Genomic DNA, 23,096 nt, shown 5'->3' with positions numbered 1-23,096 from the left:
TGTGCGAAGGGAAAGAATGTCGAGGAGAAAAAATTGACCCGCTGCAGCAAGCTGGTCAAGCCGCAAGCATGTCGTTGCACTTTTGTAGATGCGCCACCGTTATGGGGGCATCAGTTCAAACAGCACGGGGATGTTGCCCACATTCGCTAACTTCTCCACGCCGGAGTCAATGCGGCCCACCTTCTGCAGATCACTGATGCGCTCACCGTTCTGCGCATACATGATCACAAAGCTGTGGCGGGGCGCCCAATAAACGATGTCGCCGATGTCGTAGCCACTCGTCGTCTTTTGCTCAGCCGGTAGCGGCTGCGTAAAACGGTAGACGAGCTCACGGGAGTACAAATCCATCATTGGCACAGTCAGAGGGAACAACGCAGTCAGCGCTCTGCTGGTTGCATTGTCCTGAAAGGTCGCGGTGAGCACCTTGCCACCGGCGGTGATTTTGACTTTGATGCCACTGCTGGCCTTGGCATCGGCGGCCATCACCGTCATGGGCAGGATGGCGGCCAATGCCATGGTCCATATCTTTGTTGTCGGCATGTCAATGCTCCTGGGTATGCGTCTGAGCGGAAGTCAGCTTCCTCAGAGCACAGCACACTTGCCGCGCCCCTCCGATGCTTGCAGGGCCAGCTTTCTTAGGAAGAAGCGGCGTTGCGCAGATGTTGGTGAAAGAATGAAGTCAGCTTGGCCCAAGGGATGATCTCGGTGCGGTCGTAAAGATCAATGCGGTTAGCGCCATCGATGACCACCAGCTCCTTAGGCTCAGCCGCCAATTTGAAAGCCGTTTCCGTGTAACCACGCGATGGAGCGATGGCGCCCACCACGAAGAGAATAGGACGCGGCGAGATGGCCTCGATACCGTTGAACGGGTAGTAGTTCATGAACTTGGCGTAAGTAGCCGGCGTCGTTCTGCGATTGTTGGATGCGACCTTGCCACGCACGGTTTCGTAAAAATCACGAGACTCTGCGGCTTCCAGGAACACCGGGTCGTTCTGGCCTGGGCCGTGGATGGGCTGGCCCGTCTCGAACTCCTTCCAGCGATTCGCAGAGGCAATCTGCAGATCCTTACTGCGCGTCGCAACCGTGCGTTCAGCTTTGATTCCAGTGCGGTAGTACTCGCCCATGTCATACATGCTGACGGTCGCAACCGCCTTGATGCGTGGATCTATCTTTGCTGCTGCAAGGGAGAACCCACCGCTGGCACAGACGCCGATGACACCGATTTGCTCACGCGCCACAAAGTCTCGCGTCCCCAGAAAGTCAACCGCAGCGCTGAAGTTCTCCACATAGATGTCGGGCAGCACGGCGCCCCGGGGCTCTCCTGCACTTTGACCCCAAAATGACTGGTCGAAAGTGAGCGTGACATAGCCCTGCTCTGCCATCTTGGTGGCATACAGGTTGGCGGCCTGTTGGCGCACAGCACCGTAGGGATGACCGACCACCAATGCCGGTGCTTTCTTGTTGGGCTCCAACGCCCTGGGTGTAAACAAGGTGCCGACGACCTCCATGCCCAGAGCATTTTTAAAACGTACTTCCTGGCTGTTGACGTCCTTGCTGACGTAGAAGTTGTCCGCCCCTCGCGACATATCAGGACCTGGCGCATTCGCAAAACTGGTGCCGCTGGCAAAGGCCGCTGCGGTGAGCACAGCGCCCCCCGCCAGAATTTTTCGGCGCTCGGTAGAGATGGGATCAGTCTTCAACTGGGAATGGTGTGTATGGGACATAGGTTGTTCCTTAGGTCGTTATTGGTGGTTGGATGCAAGAGGAGTCGGCATCCGTCCAGGGTCTTGCTGAAGGATGGCAAGTGCATGGGTATTCAGGGGCGGTTTGACGCCATCAGGTGCCGCAGATACCAGGTGCAAAGTCCTCTCCAATCCGCTGACGTTTGCATTCCGCATTCGGTCGAATGTGAAGACAAAATCGTTCTTCCCCTGTGGTTGGTGGCAGCCCATGCAGCGTGCTACGTTCTCAGAGCGATTGACAGATCGATCCGGTGCGAAGGACTGGAACTCCCAGTCGCCGTTGCGCACTTGCGGGTCATGCCTTTCTCCCCAGTCTTGGCGTTTCTCCATCACCACGTAGCGGAAAAGGCGGCCATCGCGGTAGTCCTCCATCGTGATAACGGTGCCGCTGGGGAGCGCTTGGTTCTTCTTGGCAGCGTCAATGGCTTCGCGGCTGGTAAAAATCTCTTCTCGGATGTTTCCGCGCTCCACCGTGGCGTAGTGAACGCCGCGCTGGTAGCCCTCTGGAAACGCCACCCGCGTGTTGCCTTGTGACCAGGCATCATTGGCCACTGCTGTTAAAGCCATGAGCAGGGTCAAAGACACGAGGCTGGCCTGAAGGCCAGGTCGTCTGTTCGTGGGCTTCATCATGCGGGTCGCTTGGAAAAGACATCCTTGACCACAGGCATTGCTGAAAAGACGTTGGGCCATCCGGCGTAATACGCCACCTGGGTCAGCGCTTCAGACACCTCGCCCTCGGTCAATCCGTTGTCCATGGCTTTATTCAGATGAACCGGAACCTGAGCCACCTGACCAACGGCAATCAATGCGCTGACGGTCACCAAGCTTCGATCTCGGGGGCTCAGACCCGGCCGCAACCAAAGATCGCGAAACAGCACATCCGTAGTGGCTTGAACTACGCCCGGCGCCACTGCGCCGAAGTTTGCTTCTACGCGTTCAGCACGGCTTGCCTCTGACTTCTCATCCAGTGCAAGCAGCCCGCCCTGCGCCGCAGGCAGTGCCTCTATGCCAATGTTGCGGTTCACAAACACCGACCGGGCAGCTGTCACAGCACTCATGGCATTGCCAATGCTTGCATAGAAAGCCAGATGCGTAATGAGCTCGGACACCTCAGCGGGCGTCACGCCGTTGTCCAGGGCAAACGCGATCTGGTTGCCAAGCTCAGTCGATTGGTTTCGCGCGATTTGCGCGGACAGGGTGATGAGGCTGCGATCGCGGCGAGACAGGCCTGGGCGATTCCAGAGGCCAGCGTCAATCGTTTGCGCCGTGAATCGGGCCAGACCTGGTGAAACGGCTGCAATCTGCTCTGCCGACGGGCCTGTGCTTCGGGATGCTGGCTTGCCGGCTGGGGCTGGCTGTTTGCTGGCACAGGCCGTGAGCAGGAACGCTGCCGATGCGACAAGCAAGAGGTGTGTTTTCATATCGTTCTTTCTAAAGAGTGCCCACACGCGCTCAACGCTTGCCGTAATCCGCATCACTGACTTGCTCCATCCAGGCAACGTTCTTGCCGTCCAGATGGGGAGTGACTGCCACATGGCTCATCGCGTTTTTTTCGGTAGCCCCATGCCAATGTTTGACACCTGCCGGAATCCAGACAGCATCCCCGGCTTTCAGGGCTTGCACAGCCTGTCCTTCTTGCTGAACCCAGCCATTCCCCACCGTCACATACAGCCACTGGCCTGCGGGATGTGAATGCCACGCGGTGCGAGCCCCGGGTGCAAAGGCCACCAAGCCGGAGCCGGCGAATGCCGCGCTGCCCTTGGTCGTCAAGGCATCGATCGAGACGTTCCCAGAAAACTGCGACGGGTCACCGGGGCGAGTGGGATGTTGCCCACCGTGCGTGATCTCAATGCCTTGGGCATACACGGTGCTAGCAGCGACAGAAGCCAGTACGCCGGCGGTAGCCAAAATTTTCTTCATCTCAATTCCTTTATGGACAGGGTCATGACATCAGCAGCGCTTGCGTTATGAAAATTCTGTTGACGCTGAGGTTCCGAAACACCCTCGATCGCCTCACTTCATCCGGACTCAAGTGGCTGGCTCTGCCTCTGACGAGCAGATGAAATCCAGTTCAACGAAGGCTGAACAAAGAAGGCATCGGGGCAATGAAGTAGTGATTCTGACCACCACAATTCCTTTTGTTAAGAACCGGAATTCGATTGCAAATATGAGAAATTTTCATTAAAAAGACGCGTCGACATGGGTGATGACGAGCTGCGATCCAAGGGGCAGACAGCGCCCTTGCAGCCACCGCCTCGTTTGGCACGTCGTCGTCACCAAGCTGGATACGCCTTTTTAGGGACCGCAACTCCATCGCAAGGCCGCATGCATCTTGTGCAGAAGGTGGACTCATGAAATTCCTACATAAGTGCCATCGATTGCCGCAGGTACCGGCCTGCGGCTTTTGCACCTAGAGTGGGCACACCTCTTGGGCGGTCGCTCGTCCGCCTGGCTTTCATTGCCCCATCACTCAGGACATCAGATGAAGATTTCCAGCGTCACCAACGCATTTCTCAAGCTGCTTTTCGCAGTCGCTCTCGGATATGCATGGATGCCATACGCGTCCGCACACCACGGTTGGAGTTCCTTCAACACCCGCCATGCTTATTTCGCCGCAGGCACAGTGACCTATGTACGCTGGGGAAATCCGCACAGCGAAGTGCGCCTCAAAGTGGAGACCACGAAGCTGCCGGCCAATTGGAAAAGCCGTGCCGCCCCTCCCGGCGCAGACCCAGCCAGCGCACTCGCGACCATGAATTCAGCCCGGCCCTACGGTGGCGAACAAAAGGAACTGCGCCTGGTGCTTGCAGGCCCCGAGTGGATGGAACGCTGGGGCCTGGACCGCGCGTTGAAAGTAGGCGAGAAAATGGAAGTGGTTGGATTTCTCAGTGCCAGCCAGGACCGTGAATTGCGTCCGATGATGTTCTGGCTAGCAAACGGTCAGGGCGTATGGCAGCAACTGACCTCACTGCCACAACAGCCAGAATCAGCGCCCGCCGCACCGTCGAAATAAAACGAATGTTCTGGGACATCTTGGGAGCTATTGAACGCTCAGGGGCTGGAGAAGTCGTACGCACTACCCCCTTCCTCTACCCTGTGCTGATGAGCCTGCATGTATTGGGCATTGCACTGCTGATCGGGCCGGCGTTCATCGTTGACCTGCGGTTGCTCGGAATGGCGCGTAGACAAGTTCCCGTCACCGTCACCATGCGCCATCTGCTGCCGTTGTCGCATCTGGGATTTGGCATCGTCCTGTGCACCGGACTGCCCATGTTCAGCGCCATTGCGCTGGCGGTGGGCGAAAGTCCTGCTGCCGTTTGGAAGTTTGGCCTGATCGTTATTGCGGGCTTTAATATTCTCATCTTTCACCAGGGAATATATAAAACCGTCATGACCTGGGACGAAGAGCAGACTCCACCAACATCGGCAAAAATCGCAGCCTTGATTTCAATGCTGTGTTGGACGGGTACTGTTTTTGCAGGACGCTTCCTGGCTTACTGATATATACCCATTCATTTACCCCACCATTTCAGAAAATATAAATATGCGACCCAAAATAATCTGCCACATGATAGGCTCGATCGACGGCCGTCTTATTTCCAACCGCTGGACGCCATTACCCGACAGTGCGGGTAAAAACAAGGTCTTGGAGATATACGAAGAATCTGCAGCAAAGTTGGGGGCACAGGGCTGGATCGTGGGGCGAAAAACCATGGCCGATATGGTGCGGGGCGCAGAACATGCTGCCAAAACCTCATCCCAAGCGACTGCAAGAACCAGCCACATGGGTAATCGCCAACAGCGCAATTTGGCCATTACGATTGATCCTTCGGGAAAGCTCCACTATGGCGTGGACCATATCGGCAAAGAGCACCTCGTCACTGTACTGGGCAGCCGAGTCTCGGAGGACTATCTCGCTGAGCTACGTGCCGACGGGGTTTCTTATCTATTTGCCGGAGATGATGGCCATGACCTTGCCACCGCCATGGACTGCATCGGTGCTGATTTTCAAACCGAATGCTTGCTTTTGGAGGGCGGAGGAACCATCAATGGTGCATTTCTCAAAGCGGACCTCATTGATGAAATCAGCCTATTGGTTTATCCAGGCATAGATGGCTTGGCGGGCATCCCCAGCATATTTGATTACCAAGGCCAAGATGCCAACGAGCGGCCCGCTTCCGGACGAAGACTGCGACTCATGTCAGTCGAAACGCTGGAAGCAGAAGTGGTTTGGATGCGTTATCGCGTTGAAAGACAGCAGTGATAACCCAAGTGATATCTATTCACTTGCTTAACATCATGACAGTGAGGTTTTAGTCGACCCTAAAAACGCCGCATCCTGAAATTGGCGTAAAAGTCAGCAATCCATTTATTAATACCAGGCCAGACCACAGATACAGCGGCGGAATATCAAATAGCCGCCAACAGCTGGCCAAAGCGCGTCTCCACATACTGCGCCGTCTGGCTGCGCTGCGCGCCCTGGCGCCAGAGCATGCGCACCGACAGCCGGGGCAGTGCCAGTGCCGGGCAAGGCACTTCGCGCAGCGCCTGGCGGTTGCCTTCGTAGTGGGCAATATTGACGGGCAGCACCGCCCAGCCCAGCTTGTCAGCCACCATGTCTGCAATGTTGTAGAAGCTGTCCGAGCGCCAGACGCGCGGGCTGTAGGCGCGCTCATGCACGTCCTCGGTGTGCATAAGCAACTGGCGGTGCTGGGCCAGCGCCTGCAGGCTCACGGCCTGGCCATCGGCCAGGGGGTGGTCCACCGCCACAAACACGCCCTGGGGCACAGTTCCTACATGGCGCTGCTCAAAATGCTGCTGCACGGGGCCCCGGTCGATCTGCAAGGCCATCCCTGCCCGGCCCTGCGCCACATAGTCGGCCACCTCAGTGGCGGTGCCGTTCAGCAGCAGCAACTCCAGGGCTGGGTAGCGTTGCGCAATCTCCCGCAACAAGCTGGCCACCGCCGTATACGGCAGCGCCTCGTCAATCGCCATCGACAGCTCGGCATCCGCCCCGCCGCTGAGCGCTTGCGCGCGCTGGTCCAGCTGCTCGGCCTGGCGCAGCAGCTCGCGTGCCTCCAGCAGCAGCACCCGTCCCGCATCGGTGAGCTGGGCATTGCGGTGCGAGCGGTCAAACAGCACGACACCCAGGTCCACCTCCAGCATGCCCACGGCAGTGCTGACAGCGGACTGCGCCTTGCCCAAGCTGCGTGCAGCGGCAGAGAAAGAGCCACTGTCGGCCGTGGCCACAAACTGCCGCAATTGTTCAACGGTCCATTCCATAGCCTGGCACTGTAACGCATCCATCTGCTTTATTGATGGATTCCAACTTTATCAATCTATTTTTATGGCGCAATATCGGACCATGCAATCGATCAACCAACAAACACCAGCCCCAACGATGGCCTGGTGCCATGACCCCGCGCAGTCGCCAGCGATCCTGGCGCTGTTCATGGGCCAGCTCAGCGCCCACTACATCTCCCACGGCGAGCTGCAATCGCCACGCGCCATCGCACCGGGGCAATGGAGCCCCGACCTGGCCGACCACATGGCACGGCAGATTGAGGCCACCCTGGCCGCGCCCGAAGCCAACGCAATGCAGCGCATCGCCACCGCCCACCAGGGCGATGCGCTGGTCGGCATCGCCTTTATCTCCCTCGACGAGGAGCAGCGCGCGCCCACCCCGTTTGCCACCTTGGATGACCTGGTCGTCAGCCCCGCCGCACGCGGCCAGGGCCTGGGCCAGGCGCTGTTTGCCTGGGTCTGCACGCAGCTGCAGGCCGAAGGGGTGCAACGCCTGTTTCTGGAAAGCGGCATCGGCAACCATGGCGCGCACCGGCTGTTCGAGCGCCTGGGCTGCCAGCCCCTGTCCGTCACGATGATGAAAGAACTGGGGGTCTGATCATGGAACTGCATTCCAGAAGATGGCTGGTGCTGGCCATCGTATCCATGGCCCTGCTGCTGATCGTCGTCGACATGACGGTGCTCTACACCGCCCTGCCCACACTCACCCATGACCTGGCCGCCTCCACCTCCATGAAGCTGTGGATCGTCAACGCCTATGCGCTGGTGGTGGCCGGCCTGTTGCTGAGCACCGGCGCTTTGGGCGACCGCCTGGGCTACCGGCGCATGTTCATGCTCGGCCTGGTGATCTTTGGCATCGCCTCGCTGGCGGCCGCCTATTCGCCCAACGCAGGCATGTTGATCGCCGCCCGCGCGCTGCTGGGCGTGGGCGCGGCCATCATGATGCCCGCCACCCTGGCCATCATCCGCATGAGCTTTCCCGACCAGCGCGAGCGCTCGGTGGCCATCGGCATCTGGGCCTCGGTCGCTTCGGGCGGCGCGGCGCTGGGCCCTGTCGTCGGCGGCGTGCTGCTGGAGTACTTCTGGTGGGGCTCGGTGTTCCTGGTCAATGTGCCCATCGTGGCGCTGGCCCTGGTGCTGACCGTGTGGCTGATTCCCGCAGACCGCCTCAAACACCAGGCCAGCCTCGCTGGCTGGGACTACACCAGCTCACTGCAGGCCATGGTGGCCATGGTCAGCCTGGTGCTGAGCATCAAGGAGCTGGCCAAGCCTGCGCCGTCACTGGGCTTTGCCGCGCTGATGGGCATCCTCAGCGCCGTGGTGCTGGCGGTCTTTATCCGCCGCCAGCTCAGCCGGCCCCAACCGCTGATCGAGCTGCGTCTGTTCCGCATTCCTACGTTCTCGGGCGGTGTGATTGCCGCCGTGGTGGCCGCCGTCGCCTTGGTGGGTGTGGAGCTGGTGTTCAGCCAGCGCCTGCAACTGGTGCTGGGGCTGAGCCCGCTGCAAGCGGGGCTGGCGATCTTGCCGATCCCGGTGGCGGCCTTTGTGGCCGGCCCCATTGCCGGCTGGGCGCTGTCGCGCTTTGGCACGCAGCGGCTGATTCTGGCGGGCCTGGTGGTCAGCGCAGTGGCGCTCTGTGCCTTGACGATGAGCCTCAACACAGGCGCCCACAGCCTGCAAAAAATCGCCGTGCTGGCCGTCCTGGGCCTGGGTGTGGGTGCCACCATCACCGCCGCATCCAATGCGGTGATGAACAGTGCGCCACCTGAGCATGCCGGCATGGCCGCCTCGGTCGAAGAGGTGTCCTACGAGTTTGGCGGCGTGCTGGGCGTCGCGCTCCTGGGCAGCGTTCTGTCTTGGCGCTATACCAGCAGCCTGGTGCTGCCGGCCAACCTGCAGGCCACCGGCGCCAGCGATGGCATCGATGCCGCATTGCTGGCCGCAGAAAAGCTGCCGCCCGAGGCTGCCAGCCAGCTGCTGGGCCTGGCCCATGCGGCCTTTGACCAAGGCTTTATGGCGGTGATGGCCACCGCCGTGGGGCTGGTGCTGGCCTCCGCGCTGGCGGTGGTGCTGCTGCGCAGCAGGAGCCAACACAGACCGGCAGAGGAACATAGCAGCGGCGCGGTGGCCAGCAACGGGCATTGATTAACAGCCATTCGCCCTTGCCTGCTTGCCCAGGGGCGCCGCTGCGCGCGCTTCTGCCGCGCCAAGCCCCTCAGGCAAGACCGACCTTGTAACCTTGTAGTTAACGAATTCCTGACGCCTGTTTTTTGACACTGCACGCACCTTTGTTTCGACGGAACTAGCGCGTGCTGAGACTTCTGACATCCCTGCGACTGAACCCCGTACAGCTCACCTGGGTGGTGGCGCTGTTCTTTACCACTATTGGCAACCTGGTTCTGTGGAAGACCTTGCGGGCCGAGGTCGAAGTCAACAGCCTGCACAGCCTGCTGTTCTTTCTCAGCCTGCCCGTCTTTCTGTTCTGCTTTTTCAACCTGCTGCTCAGCCCCTTGTTGGCCCTGCCGTATCTGCGCAAGCCGGTGCTGGCCTTGCTGGTCATCATCAGCGCCAGTTGCAGCTACTTCATGCACCACTACCAGGTCCTGATCGACCGGAACATGGTGCAGAATTTCTTCGAGACCAACCAGGCCGAGTTCAGCTCTTATTTTTCGGTTCCGCTGCTGCTGACCATCCTGGTGCTGGGGGTCTTGCCCGCTGCGCTGATGGTGTTCCTGCCCAGCAAAAAGCTGCGCAGCCCTTGGACCACCGCCACCTGGTGGCTCTGCAATATCACCGTGACATCACTGGTGCTGGCGGCCGTGGCGATGCTGTTCTACAAGGACTACGCTTCCTTGCTGCGCAACCACCGGGAGATCAGAAACCAGGTGCTGTTCTTCAACTTTGTGCACAACACCCGGAGCTACCTGAAACGCAAGCACCAAGCGCGCGTGCAGCCCCTGCGGGCCGTGGCTGAAGACGCCAGGCGCACGTTGGATGTCGGCAGCAAGCGGCCCAAGCTCGTCATTGCCGTCATCGGCGAGACGGCCCGGGCGCAGAATTTTCAGCTCAATGGCTATCCCCGCGCGACCAACCCCGAGCTCTCACAAAGGGACGACATCATCAGCTTCAAAAACATGTCCTCCTGCGGCACGTCCACGGCCGTGTCCCTGCCTTGCATGTTCTCGCGCATGACTCGCCCGCAGTTCGACCACGTGCGTGCAGCGACCGAAGAGAACCTGCTCGATGTGCTGCAGCGCACCGGGATCGACGTACTGTGGCGCAACAATAACAACGGGGGTTGCAAAGGCGTCTGTGCACGCGTGCCCACCGATGACATGCCAAAGCTCAAGGTGGCCGAGCTCTGCGTCAACAAGGATGGCACCTGCTATGACGATGTACTGCTGCACGCGCTAGACGCTCGCATCCAGGCCATGCAGGGGGATGGCTTGGTGGTGCTGCACCAGCTGGGCAGCCATGGACCCACGTATTTTGAGCGCTACCCGGCGGCAGATGCGGTATTTGGCCCGACTTGCGACAGCAACCAGATCCAGAAGTGCAGCAACGAGGCACTGACCAACACCTATGACAACACCCTCGTCTACACCGATCGCAAACTGCGCAAGACCATCGCCCTGCTCCAGCGCCATGCGGCAGAGCGCGATGTGGCCATGGTCTATGTCTCCGACCATGGCGAATCCCTCGGAGAGAAAGGGCTGTACCTGCATGGCACGCCTTATCTGATCGCCCCCAAGGAGCAGATCCAGGTGCCGATGTTGATGTGGTTCTCGCCCGGCTTTGCCCAAAATGCCCGTCTTGATCTTGGCTGCCTGCGCCAGCATGCGGACAGCCAGGCCTACAGCCACGACCACTTCTACCACTCCATGCTCGGACTTTTCAATGTCGAGACCAGCGTCTATACGGCCGAGCTGGACCTGTTTTCACCCTGCCGTCTGGGGGGCAATGCGGCAGCGCTCCATGGCTAAGTTGCTACCACTGCAAGCCAAAGCGACAGCCCTGGGCTGAGCTGTCCACCACCATGCGCCAGCCCAGGTGCGCCACCATGCGCTGCACAATCGACAGGCCCAAGCCCTGCCCACCGAAACTGGCGCTGGGCACAAAGCGCTCAAAATGCAACGGGTCGATACCAGCAGGCAGACCCGGCCCGGTATCGGCAATGACCAGGCTGCGCGCCGACAGCGTGATGTGCACCTCACCCTCGCGGGTGTGTTGGCAGGCGTTGCGCAGCAGGTTGCCGACCAGGCTGCGCAGCAGCTCCGCATTGGCACAAACCTGTACCTCGGCACCTACCTCCAGCACCAGCACCACCGGTTTATCAGCCAACCAGGGCTGGCAGCGGTCCATACAGTCCTGCACCAAGGGGCGAAGCGGCACGGCAGTGCGCGCCAGCTTGTGCGGCTCCCGCGCCAGCAGCAGCAGGCTCGCCAGCTGCTGCTCCATCTCCTGCGTGCTGCGCAGCATGCGCTCGGCGCTCGCTAACAACCTGCTGTCGGCTGGCAGCTGGTAGCAAATGGTTTCTGCAGTGCAGGCGAGGATGGCCAATGAGGTGCGCAATTCATGGCAGGCATCGCCGACAAACCATTGCTCGCGCTGCAAGGCATCGGCCAGATCGCTGCGGGGAATGGTGGATCGCTTGGACATCCGATTCCCTAGGAAGACGATCGCGCTTTCTGGCCATCGCCCAGGCTCCAACCGATGCCGTGCATGGTCTTGATCAGCCTGGATCGGAAGTTCTTGTCGATCTGCTGGCGCAGGTCATGGATATGGGTGCGCAAGGCATCGCTGGGCGGCGGCGAGTCGCCCCAGAGCAGGTAGGTCATCTCCTGCTTTCGGACGACCGCAGGGGCCGTGCGCATCAGGCACAGCAGCATTTTGTGGGTCGTCGGTGTCAGGCTGATGCGCTGGCCCTGGCGCCAGGCTTGCGGCAACCGGGTGTCAACGGTCAAATCCTCCCAGACCAGGGTGCCTTGCACCAACTGGCATTGGGCGCGGCGCACCATGGCGTGGATGCGTGCGTGCAGCTCCTGCAAGGAAAAAGGTTTGACCAGGTAGTCATCGGCACCCTGCGCCAGGCCGCGTACCCGGTCGTCGACGGCAGCGCGCGCCGTGAGCATCAGCACAGGAACGGGGTTTTGAAACTCCTGGCGCAGCTTGCGGCACACTGCCATGCCATCGAGTTGTGGCAAGCGCAGATCCAGCAAGATGGCGTCGTAGCTGTTTTCGGTCGCCATTCGCAGCCCCGTCAACCCATCCCGCGCATCGTCCAGCACATAGCCCAGGGGCTCCAGAAACGCATACAGGCAGCCCACCAACTCGGGGTTGTCCTCCACAATCAACAAACGCGTCATCGTCAACAGGGATTTTTGAGTGGCTGAATCGTCTGCTGCCGCCAGGCTGGGAGAGCCGATTCAAGCTATTTATTGGATAGCAGCACAGCTTGTTTCGATGACAGTTCGATAAGAATCTGAAGTGATAGATCATCCCGAAACGATCGCTAAAGCGCTGCATGAAGACATGACTTTAGCCAGTATTTATCGTTTATTTCTATCACCGAATCATTATTAATAAATTTAATGAAATAAGTGAAAGCAGATCTTACGGCGCTATCTGGTCTGGACTGGCGGACTTGGCGGCTGACCCACTATGGTGGCGCGTCACTGCCAGGCCCAGGCTCAGCAGCAGCGCCATGGCCGCCCAGGCAGCCGCCAGCCACAAATTGGCCTGCAGGCCCCAACCGTCCACCACCTGGCCACCCGCCCAAGCCCCTAGCGCAATGCCGGTGTTGAACACCCCCACATACAGTGCAGCGGCGATCTCCATCGCCTGGGGCGCGGCCTTCATCATCCAGGTCATCAATGCGACCGACACCCCGCCATAGGCCAGGCCCCAGAACAACAGCAGCACGAATCCGCCGGTGGGGGAGCCACCAAACGCCAGCCACAGCAACGGCACCAGCAGCAGCCCCAATGCAATGGCGGCCACCGTCAGCGTAGTTCTGCGCGCCGCCGCCAGGCCCGCGATGAAATTGCCCGCAATGCCGGCCAGCCCATAGGCCAGCAGCAAGGCCGCGATCCACTGCGCATCAAAACCCGACACCGCCAGCAGCAGCGGTCGCACAAAGGTAAACGCCATAAAGTGCCCTGCGACCAGCAGCAAGCTCAACCACAGCCCCGCTTGCAGTGCGCGGTTGCTGCGCAGTGTCAGAAACTGCCGCAGCCCCACCGCGCTGCGGACCGGCAAGGTCGGCATCACCCACAGATGCAGGCCCAGCACCAGCGCACTGAACACCGCCATCACGCCAAAGGCCCAGCGCCAGCCTGCACCCTCCCCGATCAGCGCACCCATTGGCACACCCAGCACCGATGCCGCTGCCACCCCACCAAAGATGATGGAGGTGGCCAGGCCCATCGCCGCTGCTGGCACCAGCCGCGCCGCCAATCCCCCCGCCACGGCCCAGATGCCGCCAATGCACAGGCCTAGCAGCACGCGGGCGGCCAGCATCCAGCCCCAGCTCGGTGCCAGCGCCGATGCGGCATTGGCCAGAACCAACAGCGCCAGCAGCCCCGCCAGAATGCGGCGCCGGTCCATATTCCCAGCCATCAGCACCACCAGCGGCGCAAACACCACCGCCAGCAAGGCGGGTAGCGACAGCATCAGCCCGGCCTGTCCGGTAGAAATGCCCAGCGACGGCGCAATCGCCGTCAGCAGGCCGACCGGCAGCATCTCGGTCGTCACTACAGAAAAGGTGGCCAGGCCAGCAGCCATCACGGCGGGCCAAGGGTTTCGGGCGGGGTCTTGTGGATGGGTGGATGTGGAGGGAGACATGTTGTGGTTCCTGGTCTTGGCAAAAGGCAGCGCCGGATCAAACAGAATGGGATGCAGTGGCAGAAACACCATCAACCACGCCAGGCAGGGCCGGCCGCAGGCGCCGCGCAGCCCACAGCGCCAGCAGCAGCACGAATGCCCCCGCCACCAAGGCCACGGCAAATGCCGACCGGGCGCCAAAGGCATCCACCAGTTGGCCCGATGCCGCAGCCCCCAGTGCCACGCCCCCATTCAGGCCCGCCAACAGCCAGGTCATGCCCTCGGTCAAACGCGACGCAGGCACCAGGCGCTCGACCAGCGACATCGCGATGACCATGGTGGGCGCAAAGCACAGGCCAGCCAGCAGCACCGCACCGGCCAGCGCCGGTATGCTGTCCACCAGCAGCAGCGGCAAGGTGGTCAGCGCCGTGGCCAACGCACCCAGCGCCAGCTGCTGCGGCAAAGGCCTCTGCAGCTGGAGGGCGCCAAACAGCAGGCCAGCCACACATGAGCCCAGCGCATAGGCCGCCAGCACGCCGCTGGCCCAGGCCGGCTGGCCGAGGTCACGTGCAAAGGCCACGCTGGCGATATCGACCGTGCCGACGATGGCCCCCATCGCGGCCATCAACAGCGCCAGCAAGCCCACATGGGGCAGGCGAATCACCGACACCGCTGCGGCCTGCATGCTCTGCGGCTGCACCGCTGGCTCGGTCTCGCGCTGTGCCACCAGCGCGGTGACGCCCAACACTAGCAGCAGCCCGGCAGCCAGCGGCCCCGCCTGCGGAAACGCTGCCACACACAGCCCCACCGACAGCGGTGGCCCGGCGATAAAGCTCAGCTCATCAAGCACCGCCTCCAGCGAATAGGCGGTCTGCAACTGCGGCGATCCCCGGTACAGCGCCGCCCAGCGCGCACGCAGCATGGCCGGCATGCTGGGCATGCCACCAGCCAGCACCGCGCCTGCGAACAAGATCCAGTCCGGCAACGGCCACTGGGTAGCGGCGAGCAACAGCAGCAAGCCGACCACGCTGATGCCGGTGGCCAGCGGCAGCACCCGGCGCTGGCCATGGCGGTCCACCAGGCGCGATGTCTGGGGCGAGAGCAGCGCATAGCTCAGCACAAAGGCGGCAGACACGGCCCCGGCCAGCGCATAGCTGCCGCGCAACTGCGCCAGCATGGTGATGATGCCGATGCCCATCATCGGCAGCGGAATCCGGGCCAGCAGCCCGGCCAGGCAAAAGCCCGTGCTGCCGGGCGCGGCAAAAAGTGTGCGGTAGGTCTGGAGCATGGCTTCTTTCTGCGCCCGGCTTGCCAACGCGGGCCGGGATGGCGACAATACATACAAGGCGTATGAATAGAAATCCTATAGACATACGCCATGCTTGTAAATAATCATACGCACTGTATGTAAGGAGATTGCGCATGGTTCGCCGCACCCGCGCCGAGATGGAAGCCACCCGCGCCAGCCTGCTGGCCACTGCCCGCCAAGAGCTGGCCAAGCACGGCTATGCCGATACCTCGATGGACGACCTGACCGCCCAGGCTGGCCTGACCCGGGGCGCGCTCTACCACCACTTTGGTGACAAAAAAGGCCTGCTCGCGGCCGTCGTGGCGCAGATTGACGACGAGATGGATGCCCGCCTGCAAGCCATCTCGGACCAGGCCGACGATCCCTGGCAAGGCTTTCGCAGCCGCTGCCGCGCCTACCTGGAGATGGCCTTGGAGCCGGAGATTCAGCGCATCGTACTGCGTGATGCCCGCGCCGTGCTGGGCGGTGCCTCACCCGATTCGCAGCGCCATTGCCTGCATTCGATGCAGACCTTGATCAGCGCACTGATTGCGCAAGGCATCGTCGCACCGGCTGATGCGCGGGCGCTGGCAGCGCTGATCTACGGGAGCTTGGCCGAGGCGGCCTTCTGGATTGCCGAGGGGGAGGATGCCGCTGCACGCATGGAGCAGGCAGCGGTGGGACTGGATTTATTGCTGCGCGGGCTGCGGGTGCAGCCCCACGATGACCAGGACTGTTGAACGCCTGGATCGCCCGCTGCGCCTTTCGCAGGCGCAGCTATCTGACGAGCCCCGGTAAAACAGCGCGCTGAGCACTACGCGGTTGCTGCCCGCCTGGACCCGCCCGCTTGCACCTGTACTGCACGCTTGGCCATCGCTGTGGCGGCAATCAGGCCGGCGGCCAGCAGCAGCACGCCCGCGCTGGCGACAAAGGTCCCCTGGTAGCCCTGGCTGTCAAACAGCAGGCCACCGCTGGTGGAGCCCAGCGCGATGGACAGCTGGATCACGGCGACCATCAGCCCACCGCCGGCCTCTGCATCGTCGGGCAGCGTTTGGGCCAGCCACAGCCACCAGCCTACCGGCGCAGCAGTTGCGAGCAAGCCCCATAGCGCCAGCAACACACTGGCCGTGTTCAAGCCCTTGCCCCAGATGGCCAAAGCCAGCGCAATGCCCGCCATCAGCAGCGCCATGCTGCACAGCGTGCGGTACAGGCCTTTTTTCAGGACCATGCCCACCAGGCTGGTGCCGATAAAACCAGCACCGCCCATCAGCAGCAGAACCAGCGATAGGTGGACGGCATCCGCCTGTGCCGCTGTTTCCAGAAACGGGCGCACATAGGTAAACAGCATGAACTGACCCATGAAGAAGGCACCTGCCGCCAGCATTCCCAGCCTGACCACGGGCCGCTGAAGAATGCGGAACAGGCTGAAACGCTGCGCCGAGTGCGGCCCGGCCGATCGCGGCCCGGCCTGACGCAGCTCCACCCGCATCGATGGCAGCGCCACCCATTGCCAGACCAGCGCCACCAAGGCCAGCGGCACCAGGCAGAGGAATGCACCCCTCCAACCGATGATGCCGCCCAGATAGCTGCCCAGCGGCGCCGCGACGACGGTGGCCAGCGCATTGCCGCTGTTGAAAATCGCCAAGGCCTTGGCCACTTTGTTGGCAGGCACCAGCCGCATGGCCACTGCCGCAGACATGGCCCAAAAACCGCCGACCACCACCCCGATCAGCGCGCGCCCGACCATGTAGACGGCATAGCTGTGCGCCATGCCCACGACCAAGCCGGACACGCCCATCAGCGCGGTCAAGCCCAGCAGCAAGGTCTTGCGGTTGATGGCACCGGCCAGCGCCGGTATCGACAGGCTGGTCAGCACCGCAAAGGCGCCAGAGATGGCAATGCCGTAGCCGATCCAGCCTTCGCTGACCCGCATATCTGCCGCCATCGGCGTCAACAGACTGACGGGCATGAACTCGGAGGCAATCAGCACAAAGACGCAGAGCGTCATCGCCAACACGCCGCTCCAGTAGGCAGGCTTGTCATGCAGCACCGGCGTGCGGGGGTCGCCGTCTGCGGCGGAAGAAGAAACAGGGGAATTCATGGAATCAAAAGACATCGGAAATACTGGCCAATGCGCCTGCCTGCGCTTTACACGCCAAGCAGGCTGCGCCATCCATCGTTAGGCGGCCAGGTGCTGGTTGAAAAATGCGCTGAGCTTGGCCCAGGGGATCAGGTTCGCCCGGTCGTAGAGGTCCACATGGTTGGCGCCGCGCACCCAATGCAGCTCCTTGGGCTCCGCGGCGCGCTGGTAGGCGTCTTCGCTGAATTCCCTGGAGTGCGCCTGGTCACCAGCAATAAACAGCAGCGGGCGCGGCGAGATCGTCTCGATGTCGTTGAAGGGGTAGAAGTTCATGAACTTCACCGCGCTGGCCAGGGTGCGGTTCTGCGTCTGCTCCAAGGTGTAGCCCGCTGGAATCGCAATGCCTCGGGGCGTGCGGTAAAAGCTGTGGTACATGGCGGTCACCGGGTCGGCATCCTTGGGCAAGACGACTGGCAGGTAGTTCTGAAAAATCGGCTGGCCGCTGCGGTACTCCTGATTGCGCAACTCAGCGGCCTGGGCCAGCTTGGCTTTGCGCTGCACCAGCGTCTGCGATTTGCCGTAGCCATTGCGGGTGACCGCACCCATGTCATACATGCTCACGGTGGCAATGGCGCGCAAGCGTGGGTCAATCTTGGCGGCGCTGATGATGAAGCCGCCGCTGCCGCAAATGCCGATGCCGCCGATGCGCCCTGCTGCCACCCGGTCTTGCGCTGCCAGAAAATCCACCGCCGCGCTGAACGCTTCGGCATACAGGTCGGGCGCCACTGCGTTGCGGGCCTTGCCCTCGCTCTCCCCCCAAAACGGCAGATCGATGGACAGCGCCGCAAAGCCTTGCTCGGCCATCTTGGTCGCATACAGATTGGCGCTTTGTTCCTTGACCGCGCCCATCGGATGGCCCACCACCAGCGCGGGCAGTTGGGCCGCGTTGCTGGACTTAGGCAGGTACAGATTGCCGACGATCTGCATGCCGTACTGGTTCTGGAAGGCCACTTTTTGCAGGCTTACCTTGTCGCTGCGGTAGAAGTTGTCCGCGCCTACCGGGAGTGCAGGGAGCGTGGGCGCTGCTGCCGAGGCGTAGGCCGATGTGCCGGCGACCGAGAGCAAGCCCAGCGCTGCAGCACTGGCTCCCGCTGTTTTGATAAAGCTACGGCGGTCCGCTGCTTCGAGGGCTTGTTCGGCTGGTGGCTGGCGAAGGAAAGGGGTTTGCGTTGTCATGGTCAAGGTCCGTGAAAAGATCAGTGACCGCATCTTGCGGGAAGCCGAGAACTTTGATTAGATAGCGCAATGTCTATGCGCTTGTGAGAAACTTTCAGCAATGGCCACTTCCAAAATCCATGACCTGCAAGCTTTTGTGGCAGTTGCCCAAGCGCAGAGCTTTACCAAGGCCGCTGCCCGGCTGCGCGTCACCCCTTCTGCCCTCAGCCATGCCATGCGTGGATTGGAAGAGCGGCTGGGCGTGCGGCTGGTGGCCCGCACCACGCGCAATGTGGCGCCCACCGAAGCGGGCGAGCGCCTGCTGCGGTCCATTGCGCCACTGTTTGAGCAGATCAGCGCTGAAGTCGAGGCGCTCAGCAGCGCGCAAGACCGCCCACGGGGCACCCTGCGCATCAGCTGTACCGACGACCAGATTGCTTTGATACTGCGCCCGATGCTGGCCCCATTTGTGCGTGACTATCCGGACATCACGCTGGAGTTCTATGTCGACTACGGCTTTACCAATGTGATCGAGCAGCGCTTTGATGCCGGCATACGCATGGGGGAGTCCATCAGCCAGGACATGATTGCGGTACGCATCGGGCCAGACTGGCGCCTGGCGGTGGTCGGCTCGCCGGCCTACTTCGCGCAGCATGCGCCGCCTTCCACGCCGCATGCGCTGACGCAGCATGCTTGCATCAATATCCGGCACCGATCGAGCGGCCCCATCTACGCCTGGGAATTCGAGAAAGACGGCCAGGCGTTTACTGTAAAGGCCGAAGGACAGCTGGTCTTCAACAGCATCATGCATGTGCTCAATGCCGCCGTGGACGGCATCGGGCTGGCCTATGTGCCTGAACCCTTGCTCGCGCCCTACCTGGCAGATGGCCGCCTGCAGGAAATTCTGACGGACTGGTGCCCCACGTTTGAGGGCTACCACCTGTACTACCCCAACCGCCGCCAGCCCTCGCCCGCTTTCACCGCCTTTGTAGACGCCATCAAGTACCCGGGCTGAGCCGTTCGACCGCTGTCAGCAAGCGCATGCAGCGCGCTGGGCCGTTGGGTGACGTGCGGGCACCGCCGCCCACTACGGCCTGGCAAGCGGCGAGACTACAGCCAGCGCAGAGGCGCAGCCTTAAGCTGACTAGGCAGCAAGTTCCACGCTGTATACCACCCCTTCAGGAGACAAGCATGAACAACCAGCAACCCAACCAAAACCCCAATGGCCAACAACCTGCTGACAAGCAGCAAGACCAGAGCAACCAGCAGCGCCCAGGCCAACAGCAGCAACAGGGCCGCGAGCAGAATGCCCATCAGCAGCAGCAATCGCAGCAGCAGTAAAAGCCTGATTGCCCGGCGGGTCCCACCACCCGTCAGGCAAGCACCCGCCCAAGAAAAAACCCGCCAATGCGGGTTTTCGGTTATTTCGCTCAGGGGCGAAATTGCGGTTGGTAATGTATCAGTGCCAACTCTACATCCTGCAGGCGATCGTGTTGGGGTGAGCCAAACAAGGCCTCCAGATCCCGCAAACCAACCACTTCCAGTTCCAGACGCTCGTATTGCGCTTGCGTCACCACAAGCAGGTCCTCAGCTTTGCGCATGAGACCCCCTTTCCACCCGGTGCATAAGCCGAAAGAATTGGCTTATTGATTCAGGTTGTGCAACCTTAAGGCCTGCAGCGCATTCTGCAAAGTTCTTTTACAAGAACCAACGTTTGGTACAACCCGCGCCGTGCTCAGTATTCCGGCGTCTTCCAGCTGTCTGCCGTGATGGGACGTGTCAGCTGTTCAATCTTGGCGTCAATCAGCGACAAACGCGCGTGCTCAATGGTTCCTTCAGCGGGGTGGTCCGCCAGCAACTCGGCCCCCTGGGCTTTCAGCGCATCCAAGTAGGCGTCTTTCTCCTTGTCATTTCCGAATTGCGTAGACATTCCTAGCCTCCTATGCATTGGTCGTTAAACTGTAACAAAACCACTTCAAAACGCCAGCAAGCTATCGCAAAATTACGAAATAAGCCGACTACGTCCTACAGCAGCCCATCCACGTACCCGGGATTGGTTATTTGTATCTTGTAAGACTAACTCAGCTTATATGCACTGAACTTATAAAGCCTATTCCCAAATGCTGCGTTCAGGCCTTCGTGGCCGAGGCCGAATAACCCAAACGCTGCATCGCCGGGCCCATCGAGACTGCAGCCTTTGCATAGCCCTTCCAGGGTGAATTGCCCTTGCTGAAACGCGTTTGGACCGATTGGATGCCCCAATGCGCGCCGCCACTGACCTGGTCCAGCTCGGACCAAGCGATGGGTACGGACACGCCCGTGCCCGGCCGCGCCCGTACCGACCAGGCGCTGACGGTGGTGGCGCCCCAGCCATTGCGCAGGTAGTCGACAAAGATCTTGCCCTTGCGGTTTTGCGGCCCACTCTTGGCCACAAAGCGCTGGGGCACCGTGGCAGCCAGGTGCTGCACGATGGCTTTGGAGAAGCCTTTGACGGTGTCCCAATCGTGCCGGCGCTGGATCGGCACCACCAGGTGCAGGCCCTTGCCACCGCTGGTTTTGAGAAAAGGCTCCAATCCCAGCTCCAGCAGCAGTACCCGCACCAATTCAGCGGCCTCCCGCACCGCCGACCAGGCGACGCCCTCGCCCGGGTCCAGGTCAAAAGTCATGCGGTCGGGCCGCAGGATCTTGTCGCGCTTGGCGTTCCAGGTGTGGAACTCCACCACATTGAACTGTGCCGCCTGGGCCAGGCCTTTGGCGCCGGCAATGGCCAGCAGCGGCGGGTGTTCCGGGTCCAGCGACTGGGGCAGTTGCACAATGCCGGCCATCGCGCGTACCTGCCAATGCTTCTGGAAGAAATGCTCGCCCGCCACCCCATCGGGTGTGCGCATCAGCGAGGTGGGCCGGTCTTGCAGGTGCTCCATCATCAGCGGCGCCACCTGCTCGTAGTAGCGCACCACGTCCAGCTTGGTCACGCCCGTGCTGGCATCGATGATGCGGTCGCCGTGGCTGACCTCGATGCCGCTGGCTGCCGGTTGGGCTTTCTTGCGGGCTGGCATGGTGGCTGCTTTCTCCCGGGTGATGTGGCTTGCGGGCTTGTCCTCGCGCAAGCCATGGAAGACCGCGTGGCGCAAGCGTCCCTGGCCGGTCCAGCCGGCAAAAGCGACTTCAGCCACCAACTGCGGCTTGACCCACAAGGCTTCGTACTCGATGCGCTCTGGATCGGAAAAAGGGCATGTCTTGGTCTGGATTTTTTGCAACTGCACCGTCAGTGCGCGCAGGCTGCTCTCGTTAAAGCCGGTGCCCACATTGCCGGCATAGACCAATTGGCCTTGACTGCCATGCACCCCCAGCAGCAAGGATCCCAGGCCGCTGCGTGTGCCCTTGGGGCGCGTGTAGCCGCCAATGACAAACTCCTGCCGCTGACCACATTTGAGCTTGATCCAATCTGCGCTGCGGCCCGCCCGGTAGCTGGCATCTTTGCGCTTGCCGACAATGCCTTCCATGCCCAACGCGCAGGCCGAAGCCAGCAGCTGCACCGGATCGCCGGCAAACCCTTCGCTGATACGCACCTTATCGCCCAGGCCGGGGCTGGCATCCAGCGCCGCCTGCAGGGCATCGCGCCGCGCTTGCCAAGGTTGGCCGCGCAGATCCTGGCCATTGGCAAAGGGCAGGTCGAAAAGGTAGTAGACCAGGTCGGTCGTGCCCTCTCCATCAAACGCGTTTTGCAGCCGCTGAAAATCGGGCAAGCCTTGGTCGTTCAAGGCCACCACCTCGCCATCCAGCCAGGCATTGTCCAACTGCAGATGCTGCAGGGCCGCTGCCAGCGCGGGCATCTTCGCCGTCCAGTCCTTGCCATTGCGGGTCCACAGCTGCAGCTGGCGGCCCTTTTTGCGCGCTGCCATGCGGTAGCCGTCAAACTTCAGCTCCCAGGCCCAGTCCTCGGCATTTTGCGGTGGTGCGTCGTACAGCGTTGCCAGCTGCGGCGCCATGCTGGTGGGCAAGGCAGTGGTTTTGGCCCTGCTGGGTTTGATGGACTTGATAGGTTGGGCTGCAGGCGCAGCGCGGGTCTTGGTGCCTACCGCTCGCTGCGCACTGGCCACGCTGTCGGGCTGCGCGGTGACGATATCCAGCTCCTCCGCCTTGCGCGCAAAGTCATCGGCCTCCTTGATCAGCAGCCAGGGCGGTTGGCGCTCGCCTTCCTTGCCCTTCATGCGCACCAAAGTCCATTGGCCGCCCAGCTTGTGGCCTTGCAGCGCAAACTGCAGCTTGCCCTTGCGGTAGCCCTCCTCGGGGTCGGCCAGCGGCAGCCACAGGCCCTTGTCCCAAACAATCACTTTGCCCGCGCCATAGTGGCCAGCGGGGATCTGTCCTTCAAAGCTGTTGTACGAGATCGGGTGGTCTTCCACCTGCACGGCCATGCGCTTGTGGCTCGGGTCCAGGCTCGGCCCCTTGGGCACCGCCCAGCTTTTCATCACCCCATCCAGCTCCAGCCGCAGGTCATAGTGCAAATGGCTGGCCCAGTGTTTTTGGATGACAAACTGCAGCTGCCCTGCCACCGATTCGCCGCCTTCAGCCGGCTCGGGTGTCTCGGCGAAGTTGCGCTTGGCTTGGTATTTGTCGAGGGAGCTGGGCATGCAGGGCCTCT

Annotated in this window: 24 protein-coding genes; 9 read left to right on the top strand and 15 right to left on the bottom strand. The window is 61.5% G+C overall.

What is annotated here, in order from left to right; genetic code table 11:
* Positions 1-99: 99 nt before the first annotated feature.
* From HS961_RS11375 to HS961_RS11355, 5 genes are all read right to left on the bottom strand, one after another.
* Positions 100-540 carry a cyclophilin-like fold protein gene (locus tag HS961_RS11375; RefSeq protein ID WP_202883152.1) on the bottom strand — a complete coding sequence of 147 codons (441 nt, stop codon included), beginning with the start codon at positions 538-540 and terminating at the stop codon, positions 100-102.
* 95 nt (positions 541-635) lie between these two features.
* Positions 636-1,724: an alpha/beta hydrolase gene (locus HS961_RS11370; protein WP_182327979.1), complete on the bottom strand. Its 1,089-nt coding sequence runs from the start codon at positions 1,722-1,724 to the stop codon at positions 636-638.
* A gap of 18 nt (positions 1,725-1,742) precedes the next feature.
* Positions 1,743-2,372: a cytochrome P460 family protein gene (locus HS961_RS11365; protein ID WP_182327978.1), complete on the bottom strand. Its 630-nt coding sequence runs from the start codon at positions 2,370-2,372 to the stop codon at positions 1,743-1,745.
* Positions 2,369-3,163 (bottom strand): carboxymuconolactone decarboxylase family protein, encoded by a 795-nt coding sequence (locus HS961_RS11360; RefSeq protein ID WP_182327977.1) that lies wholly within the window; start codon positions 3,161-3,163, stop codon positions 2,369-2,371. Before HS961_RS11360 ends, HS961_RS11365 begins: the two co-directional genes overlap by 4 nt.
* 31 nt (positions 3,164-3,194) lie before the next feature.
* Complete coding sequence (locus tag HS961_RS11355; RefSeq protein WP_182327976.1) at positions 3,195-3,662, bottom strand: cupin domain-containing protein; 468 nt, start codon at positions 3,660-3,662, stop codon at positions 3,195-3,197.
* Between the two features lie 562 nt (positions 3,663-4,224).
* On the opposite strand from HS961_RS11355, the gene HS961_RS11350 reads away from it, so the two are divergent.
* Genes HS961_RS11350 through HS961_RS11340 form a run of 3 tightly spaced genes read left to right on the top strand, consistent with a single transcriptional unit; the run spans position 4,225 to position 6,006 of the window.
* Positions 4,225-4,755 carry a hypothetical protein gene (locus HS961_RS11350; RefSeq protein WP_182327975.1) on the top strand — a complete coding sequence of 177 codons (531 nt, stop codon included), beginning with the start codon at positions 4,225-4,227 and terminating at the stop codon, positions 4,753-4,755.
* A 5-nt stretch (positions 4,756-4,760) separates the two neighbouring features.
* A complete protein-coding gene (locus HS961_RS11345) occupies positions 4,761-5,243 on the top strand; it encodes a DUF6644 family protein (protein ID WP_182327974.1) in 483 nt (160 codons plus the stop codon).
* Positions 5,244-5,286: 43 nt separating this feature from the next.
* Positions 5,287-6,006 (top strand): dihydrofolate reductase family protein, encoded by a 720-nt coding sequence (locus tag HS961_RS11340; protein ID WP_182327973.1) that lies wholly within the window; start codon positions 5,287-5,289, stop codon positions 6,004-6,006.
* Positions 6,007-6,152: 146 nt separating this feature from the next.
* Here HS961_RS11340 and HS961_RS11335 read toward each other — a convergent pair whose 3' ends face one another.
* Positions 6,153-7,025 (bottom strand): LysR family transcriptional regulator, encoded by an 873-nt coding sequence (locus tag HS961_RS11335; protein ID WP_182327972.1) that lies wholly within the window; start codon positions 7,023-7,025, stop codon positions 6,153-6,155.
* An 82-nt stretch (positions 7,026-7,107) separates the two neighbouring features.
* Between HS961_RS11335 and HS961_RS11330 the strand changes: the two genes are divergently transcribed.
* From HS961_RS11330 to HS961_RS11320, 3 genes are all read left to right on the top strand, one after another.
* Positions 7,108-7,644, top strand: coding sequence for a GNAT family N-acetyltransferase (locus HS961_RS11330; protein ID WP_182327970.1), 537 nt, complete (start codon positions 7,108-7,110; stop codon positions 7,642-7,644).
* 2 nt (positions 7,645-7,646) lie between these two features.
* A complete protein-coding gene (locus HS961_RS11325; protein WP_272956297.1) occupies positions 7,647-9,191 on the top strand; it encodes an MFS transporter in 1,545 nt (514 codons plus the stop codon).
* A gap of 164 nt (positions 9,192-9,355) precedes the next feature.
* Complete coding sequence (locus tag HS961_RS11320; RefSeq protein WP_182327968.1) at positions 9,356-11,029, top strand: phosphoethanolamine transferase; 1,674 nt, start codon at positions 9,356-9,358, stop codon at positions 11,027-11,029.
* A 4-nt stretch (positions 11,030-11,033) separates the two neighbouring features.
* Here HS961_RS11320 and HS961_RS11315 read toward each other — a convergent pair whose 3' ends face one another.
* From HS961_RS11315 to HS961_RS11300, 4 genes are all read right to left on the bottom strand, one after another.
* Positions 11,034-11,705 (bottom strand): sensor histidine kinase, encoded by a 672-nt coding sequence (locus HS961_RS11315; protein WP_182327966.1) that lies wholly within the window; start codon positions 11,703-11,705, stop codon positions 11,034-11,036.
* Between the two features lie 8 nt (positions 11,706-11,713).
* Positions 11,714-12,412, bottom strand: coding sequence for a response regulator transcription factor (locus HS961_RS11310; RefSeq protein WP_182327964.1), 699 nt, complete (start codon positions 12,410-12,412; stop codon positions 11,714-11,716).
* Positions 12,413-12,659: 247 nt separating this feature from the next.
* On the bottom strand, positions 12,660-13,889 hold the full coding sequence (locus tag HS961_RS11305; RefSeq protein ID WP_182327962.1) for an MFS transporter: 1,230 nt from the start codon (positions 13,887-13,889) through the stop codon (positions 12,660-12,662).
* 37 nt (positions 13,890-13,926) lie between these two features.
* Positions 13,927-15,156, bottom strand: coding sequence for an MFS transporter (locus HS961_RS11300; RefSeq protein ID WP_182327959.1), 1,230 nt, complete (start codon positions 15,154-15,156; stop codon positions 13,927-13,929).
* Between the two features lie 134 nt (positions 15,157-15,290).
* On the opposite strand from HS961_RS11300, the gene HS961_RS11295 reads away from it, so the two are divergent.
* Positions 15,291-15,896 carry a TetR/AcrR family transcriptional regulator gene (locus HS961_RS11295; protein WP_182327957.1) on the top strand — a complete coding sequence of 202 codons (606 nt, stop codon included), beginning with the start codon at positions 15,291-15,293 and terminating at the stop codon, positions 15,894-15,896.
* A 74-nt stretch (positions 15,897-15,970) separates the two neighbouring features.
* Here HS961_RS11295 and HS961_RS11290 read toward each other — a convergent pair whose 3' ends face one another.
* Together HS961_RS11290 and HS961_RS11285 are read right to left on the bottom strand one after the other, a co-directional pair.
* On the bottom strand, positions 15,971-17,164 hold the full coding sequence (locus HS961_RS11290; protein WP_182328229.1) for an MFS transporter: 1,194 nt from the start codon (positions 17,162-17,164) through the stop codon (positions 15,971-15,973).
* A gap of 171 nt (positions 17,165-17,335) precedes the next feature.
* Entirely contained in the window at positions 17,336-18,472 is a 1,137-nt protein-coding gene (locus HS961_RS11285) for an alpha/beta hydrolase (protein ID WP_182327955.1), read from the bottom strand.
* A gap of 100 nt (positions 18,473-18,572) precedes the next feature.
* Here HS961_RS11285 and HS961_RS11280 point away from each other — a divergent pair, with 100 nt between their 5' ends.
* Together HS961_RS11280 and HS961_RS11275 are read left to right on the top strand one after the other, a co-directional pair.
* Complete coding sequence (locus HS961_RS11280; protein ID WP_182327953.1) at positions 18,573-19,466, top strand: LysR family transcriptional regulator; 894 nt, start codon at positions 18,573-18,575, stop codon at positions 19,464-19,466.
* Between the two features lie 176 nt (positions 19,467-19,642).
* Entirely contained in the window at positions 19,643-19,792 is a 150-nt protein-coding gene (locus HS961_RS11275; RefSeq protein ID WP_182327951.1) for a hypothetical protein, read from the top strand.
* Between the two features lie 89 nt (positions 19,793-19,881).
* Here HS961_RS11275 and HS961_RS11270 read toward each other — a convergent pair whose 3' ends face one another.
* The 3 genes from HS961_RS11270 to ligD form a co-directional block, all read right to left on the bottom strand.
* Positions 19,882-20,052: a hypothetical protein gene (locus HS961_RS11270; protein ID WP_182327949.1), complete on the bottom strand. Its 171-nt coding sequence runs from the start codon at positions 20,050-20,052 to the stop codon at positions 19,882-19,884.
* 134 nt (positions 20,053-20,186) lie between these two features.
* Entirely contained in the window at positions 20,187-20,381 is a 195-nt protein-coding gene (locus HS961_RS11265) for a hypothetical protein (RefSeq protein ID WP_182327947.1), read from the bottom strand.
* A gap of 199 nt (positions 20,382-20,580) precedes the next feature.
* The gene (gene ligD, locus HS961_RS11260) at positions 20,581-23,085 is read right to left on the bottom strand and encodes a DNA ligase D (protein WP_182327945.1); all 2,505 of its coding nucleotides are present in this window, start codon (positions 23,083-23,085) and stop codon (positions 20,581-20,583) included.
* Positions 23,086-23,096 lie beyond the last annotated feature (11 nt).

Origin of the sequence: Comamonas piscis, assembly GCF_014109725.1 — a bacterium.
GTDB lineage: Bacteria > Pseudomonadota > Gammaproteobacteria > Burkholderiales > Burkholderiaceae_C > Comamonas > Comamonas piscis.
The sequence above is the reverse complement of the archived record's forward strand: the minus strand, read 5'-3'. Positions and strand labels throughout refer to the sequence as shown.

Excerpts from the sequence above, each read along its gene's own strand:
- HS961_RS11375 (WP_202883152.1), bottom strand. The coding sequence starts at position 540 with ATGCCGACAACAAAGATATGGACCATGGCATTGGCCGCCATCCTGCCC.
- HS961_RS11370 (WP_182327979.1), bottom strand. The coding sequence starts at position 1,724 with ATGTCCCATACACACCATTCCCAGTTGAAGACTGATCCCATCTCTACC.
- HS961_RS11365 (WP_182327978.1), bottom strand. The coding sequence starts at position 2,372 with ATGATGAAGCCCACGAACAGACGACCTGGCCTTCAGGCCAGCCTCGTG.
- HS961_RS11360 (WP_182327977.1), bottom strand. The coding sequence starts at position 3,163 with ATGAAAACACACCTCTTGCTTGTCGCATCGGCAGCGTTCCTGCTCACG.
- HS961_RS11355 (WP_182327976.1), bottom strand. The coding sequence starts at position 3,662 with ATGAAGAAAATTTTGGCTACCGCCGGCGTACTGGCTTCTGTCGCTGCT.
- HS961_RS11350 (WP_182327975.1), top strand. The coding sequence starts at position 4,225 with ATGAAGATTTCCAGCGTCACCAACGCATTTCTCAAGCTGCTTTTCGCA.
- HS961_RS11345 (WP_182327974.1), top strand. The coding sequence starts at position 4,761 with ATGTTCTGGGACATCTTGGGAGCTATTGAACGCTCAGGGGCTGGAGAA.
- HS961_RS11340 (WP_182327973.1), top strand. The coding sequence starts at position 5,287 with ATGCGACCCAAAATAATCTGCCACATGATAGGCTCGATCGACGGCCGT.
- HS961_RS11335 (WP_182327972.1), bottom strand. The coding sequence starts at position 7,025 with ATGGAATGGACCGTTGAACAATTGCGGCAGTTTGTGGCCACGGCCGAC.
- HS961_RS11330 (WP_182327970.1), top strand. The coding sequence starts at position 7,108 with ATGCAATCGATCAACCAACAAACACCAGCCCCAACGATGGCCTGGTGC.
- HS961_RS11325 (WP_272956297.1), top strand. The coding sequence starts at position 7,647 with ATGGAACTGCATTCCAGAAGATGGCTGGTGCTGGCCATCGTATCCATG.
- HS961_RS11315 (WP_182327966.1), bottom strand. The coding sequence starts at position 11,705 with ATGTCCAAGCGATCCACCATTCCCCGCAGCGATCTGGCCGATGCCTTG.
- HS961_RS11310 (WP_182327964.1), bottom strand. The coding sequence starts at position 12,412 with ATGACGCGTTTGTTGATTGTGGAGGACAACCCCGAGTTGGTGGGCTGC.
- HS961_RS11305 (WP_182327962.1), bottom strand. The coding sequence starts at position 13,889 with ATGTCTCCCTCCACATCCACCCATCCACAAGACCCCGCCCGAAACCCT.
- HS961_RS11300 (WP_182327959.1), bottom strand. The coding sequence starts at position 15,156 with ATGCTCCAGACCTACCGCACACTTTTTGCCGCGCCCGGCAGCACGGGC.
- HS961_RS11295 (WP_182327957.1), top strand. The coding sequence starts at position 15,291 with ATGGTTCGCCGCACCCGCGCCGAGATGGAAGCCACCCGCGCCAGCCTG.
- HS961_RS11290 (WP_182328229.1), bottom strand. The coding sequence starts at position 17,164 with ATGACGCTCTGCGTCTTTGTGCTGATTGCCTCCGAGTTCATGCCCGTC.
- HS961_RS11285 (WP_182327955.1), bottom strand. The coding sequence starts at position 18,472 with ATGACAACGCAAACCCCTTTCCTTCGCCAGCCACCAGCCGAACAAGCC.
- HS961_RS11280 (WP_182327953.1), top strand. The coding sequence starts at position 18,573 with ATGGCCACTTCCAAAATCCATGACCTGCAAGCTTTTGTGGCAGTTGCC.
- HS961_RS11275 (WP_182327951.1), top strand. The coding sequence starts at position 19,643 with ATGAACAACCAGCAACCCAACCAAAACCCCAATGGCCAACAACCTGCT.
- HS961_RS11270 (WP_182327949.1), bottom strand. The coding sequence starts at position 20,052 with ATGCGCAAAGCTGAGGACCTGCTTGTGGTGACGCAAGCGCAATACGAG.
- HS961_RS11265 (WP_182327947.1), bottom strand. The coding sequence starts at position 20,381 with ATGTCTACGCAATTCGGAAATGACAAGGAGAAAGACGCCTACTTGGAT.
- ligD (WP_182327945.1), bottom strand. The coding sequence starts at position 23,085 with ATGCCCAGCTCCCTCGACAAATACCAAGCCAAGCGCAACTTCGCCGAG.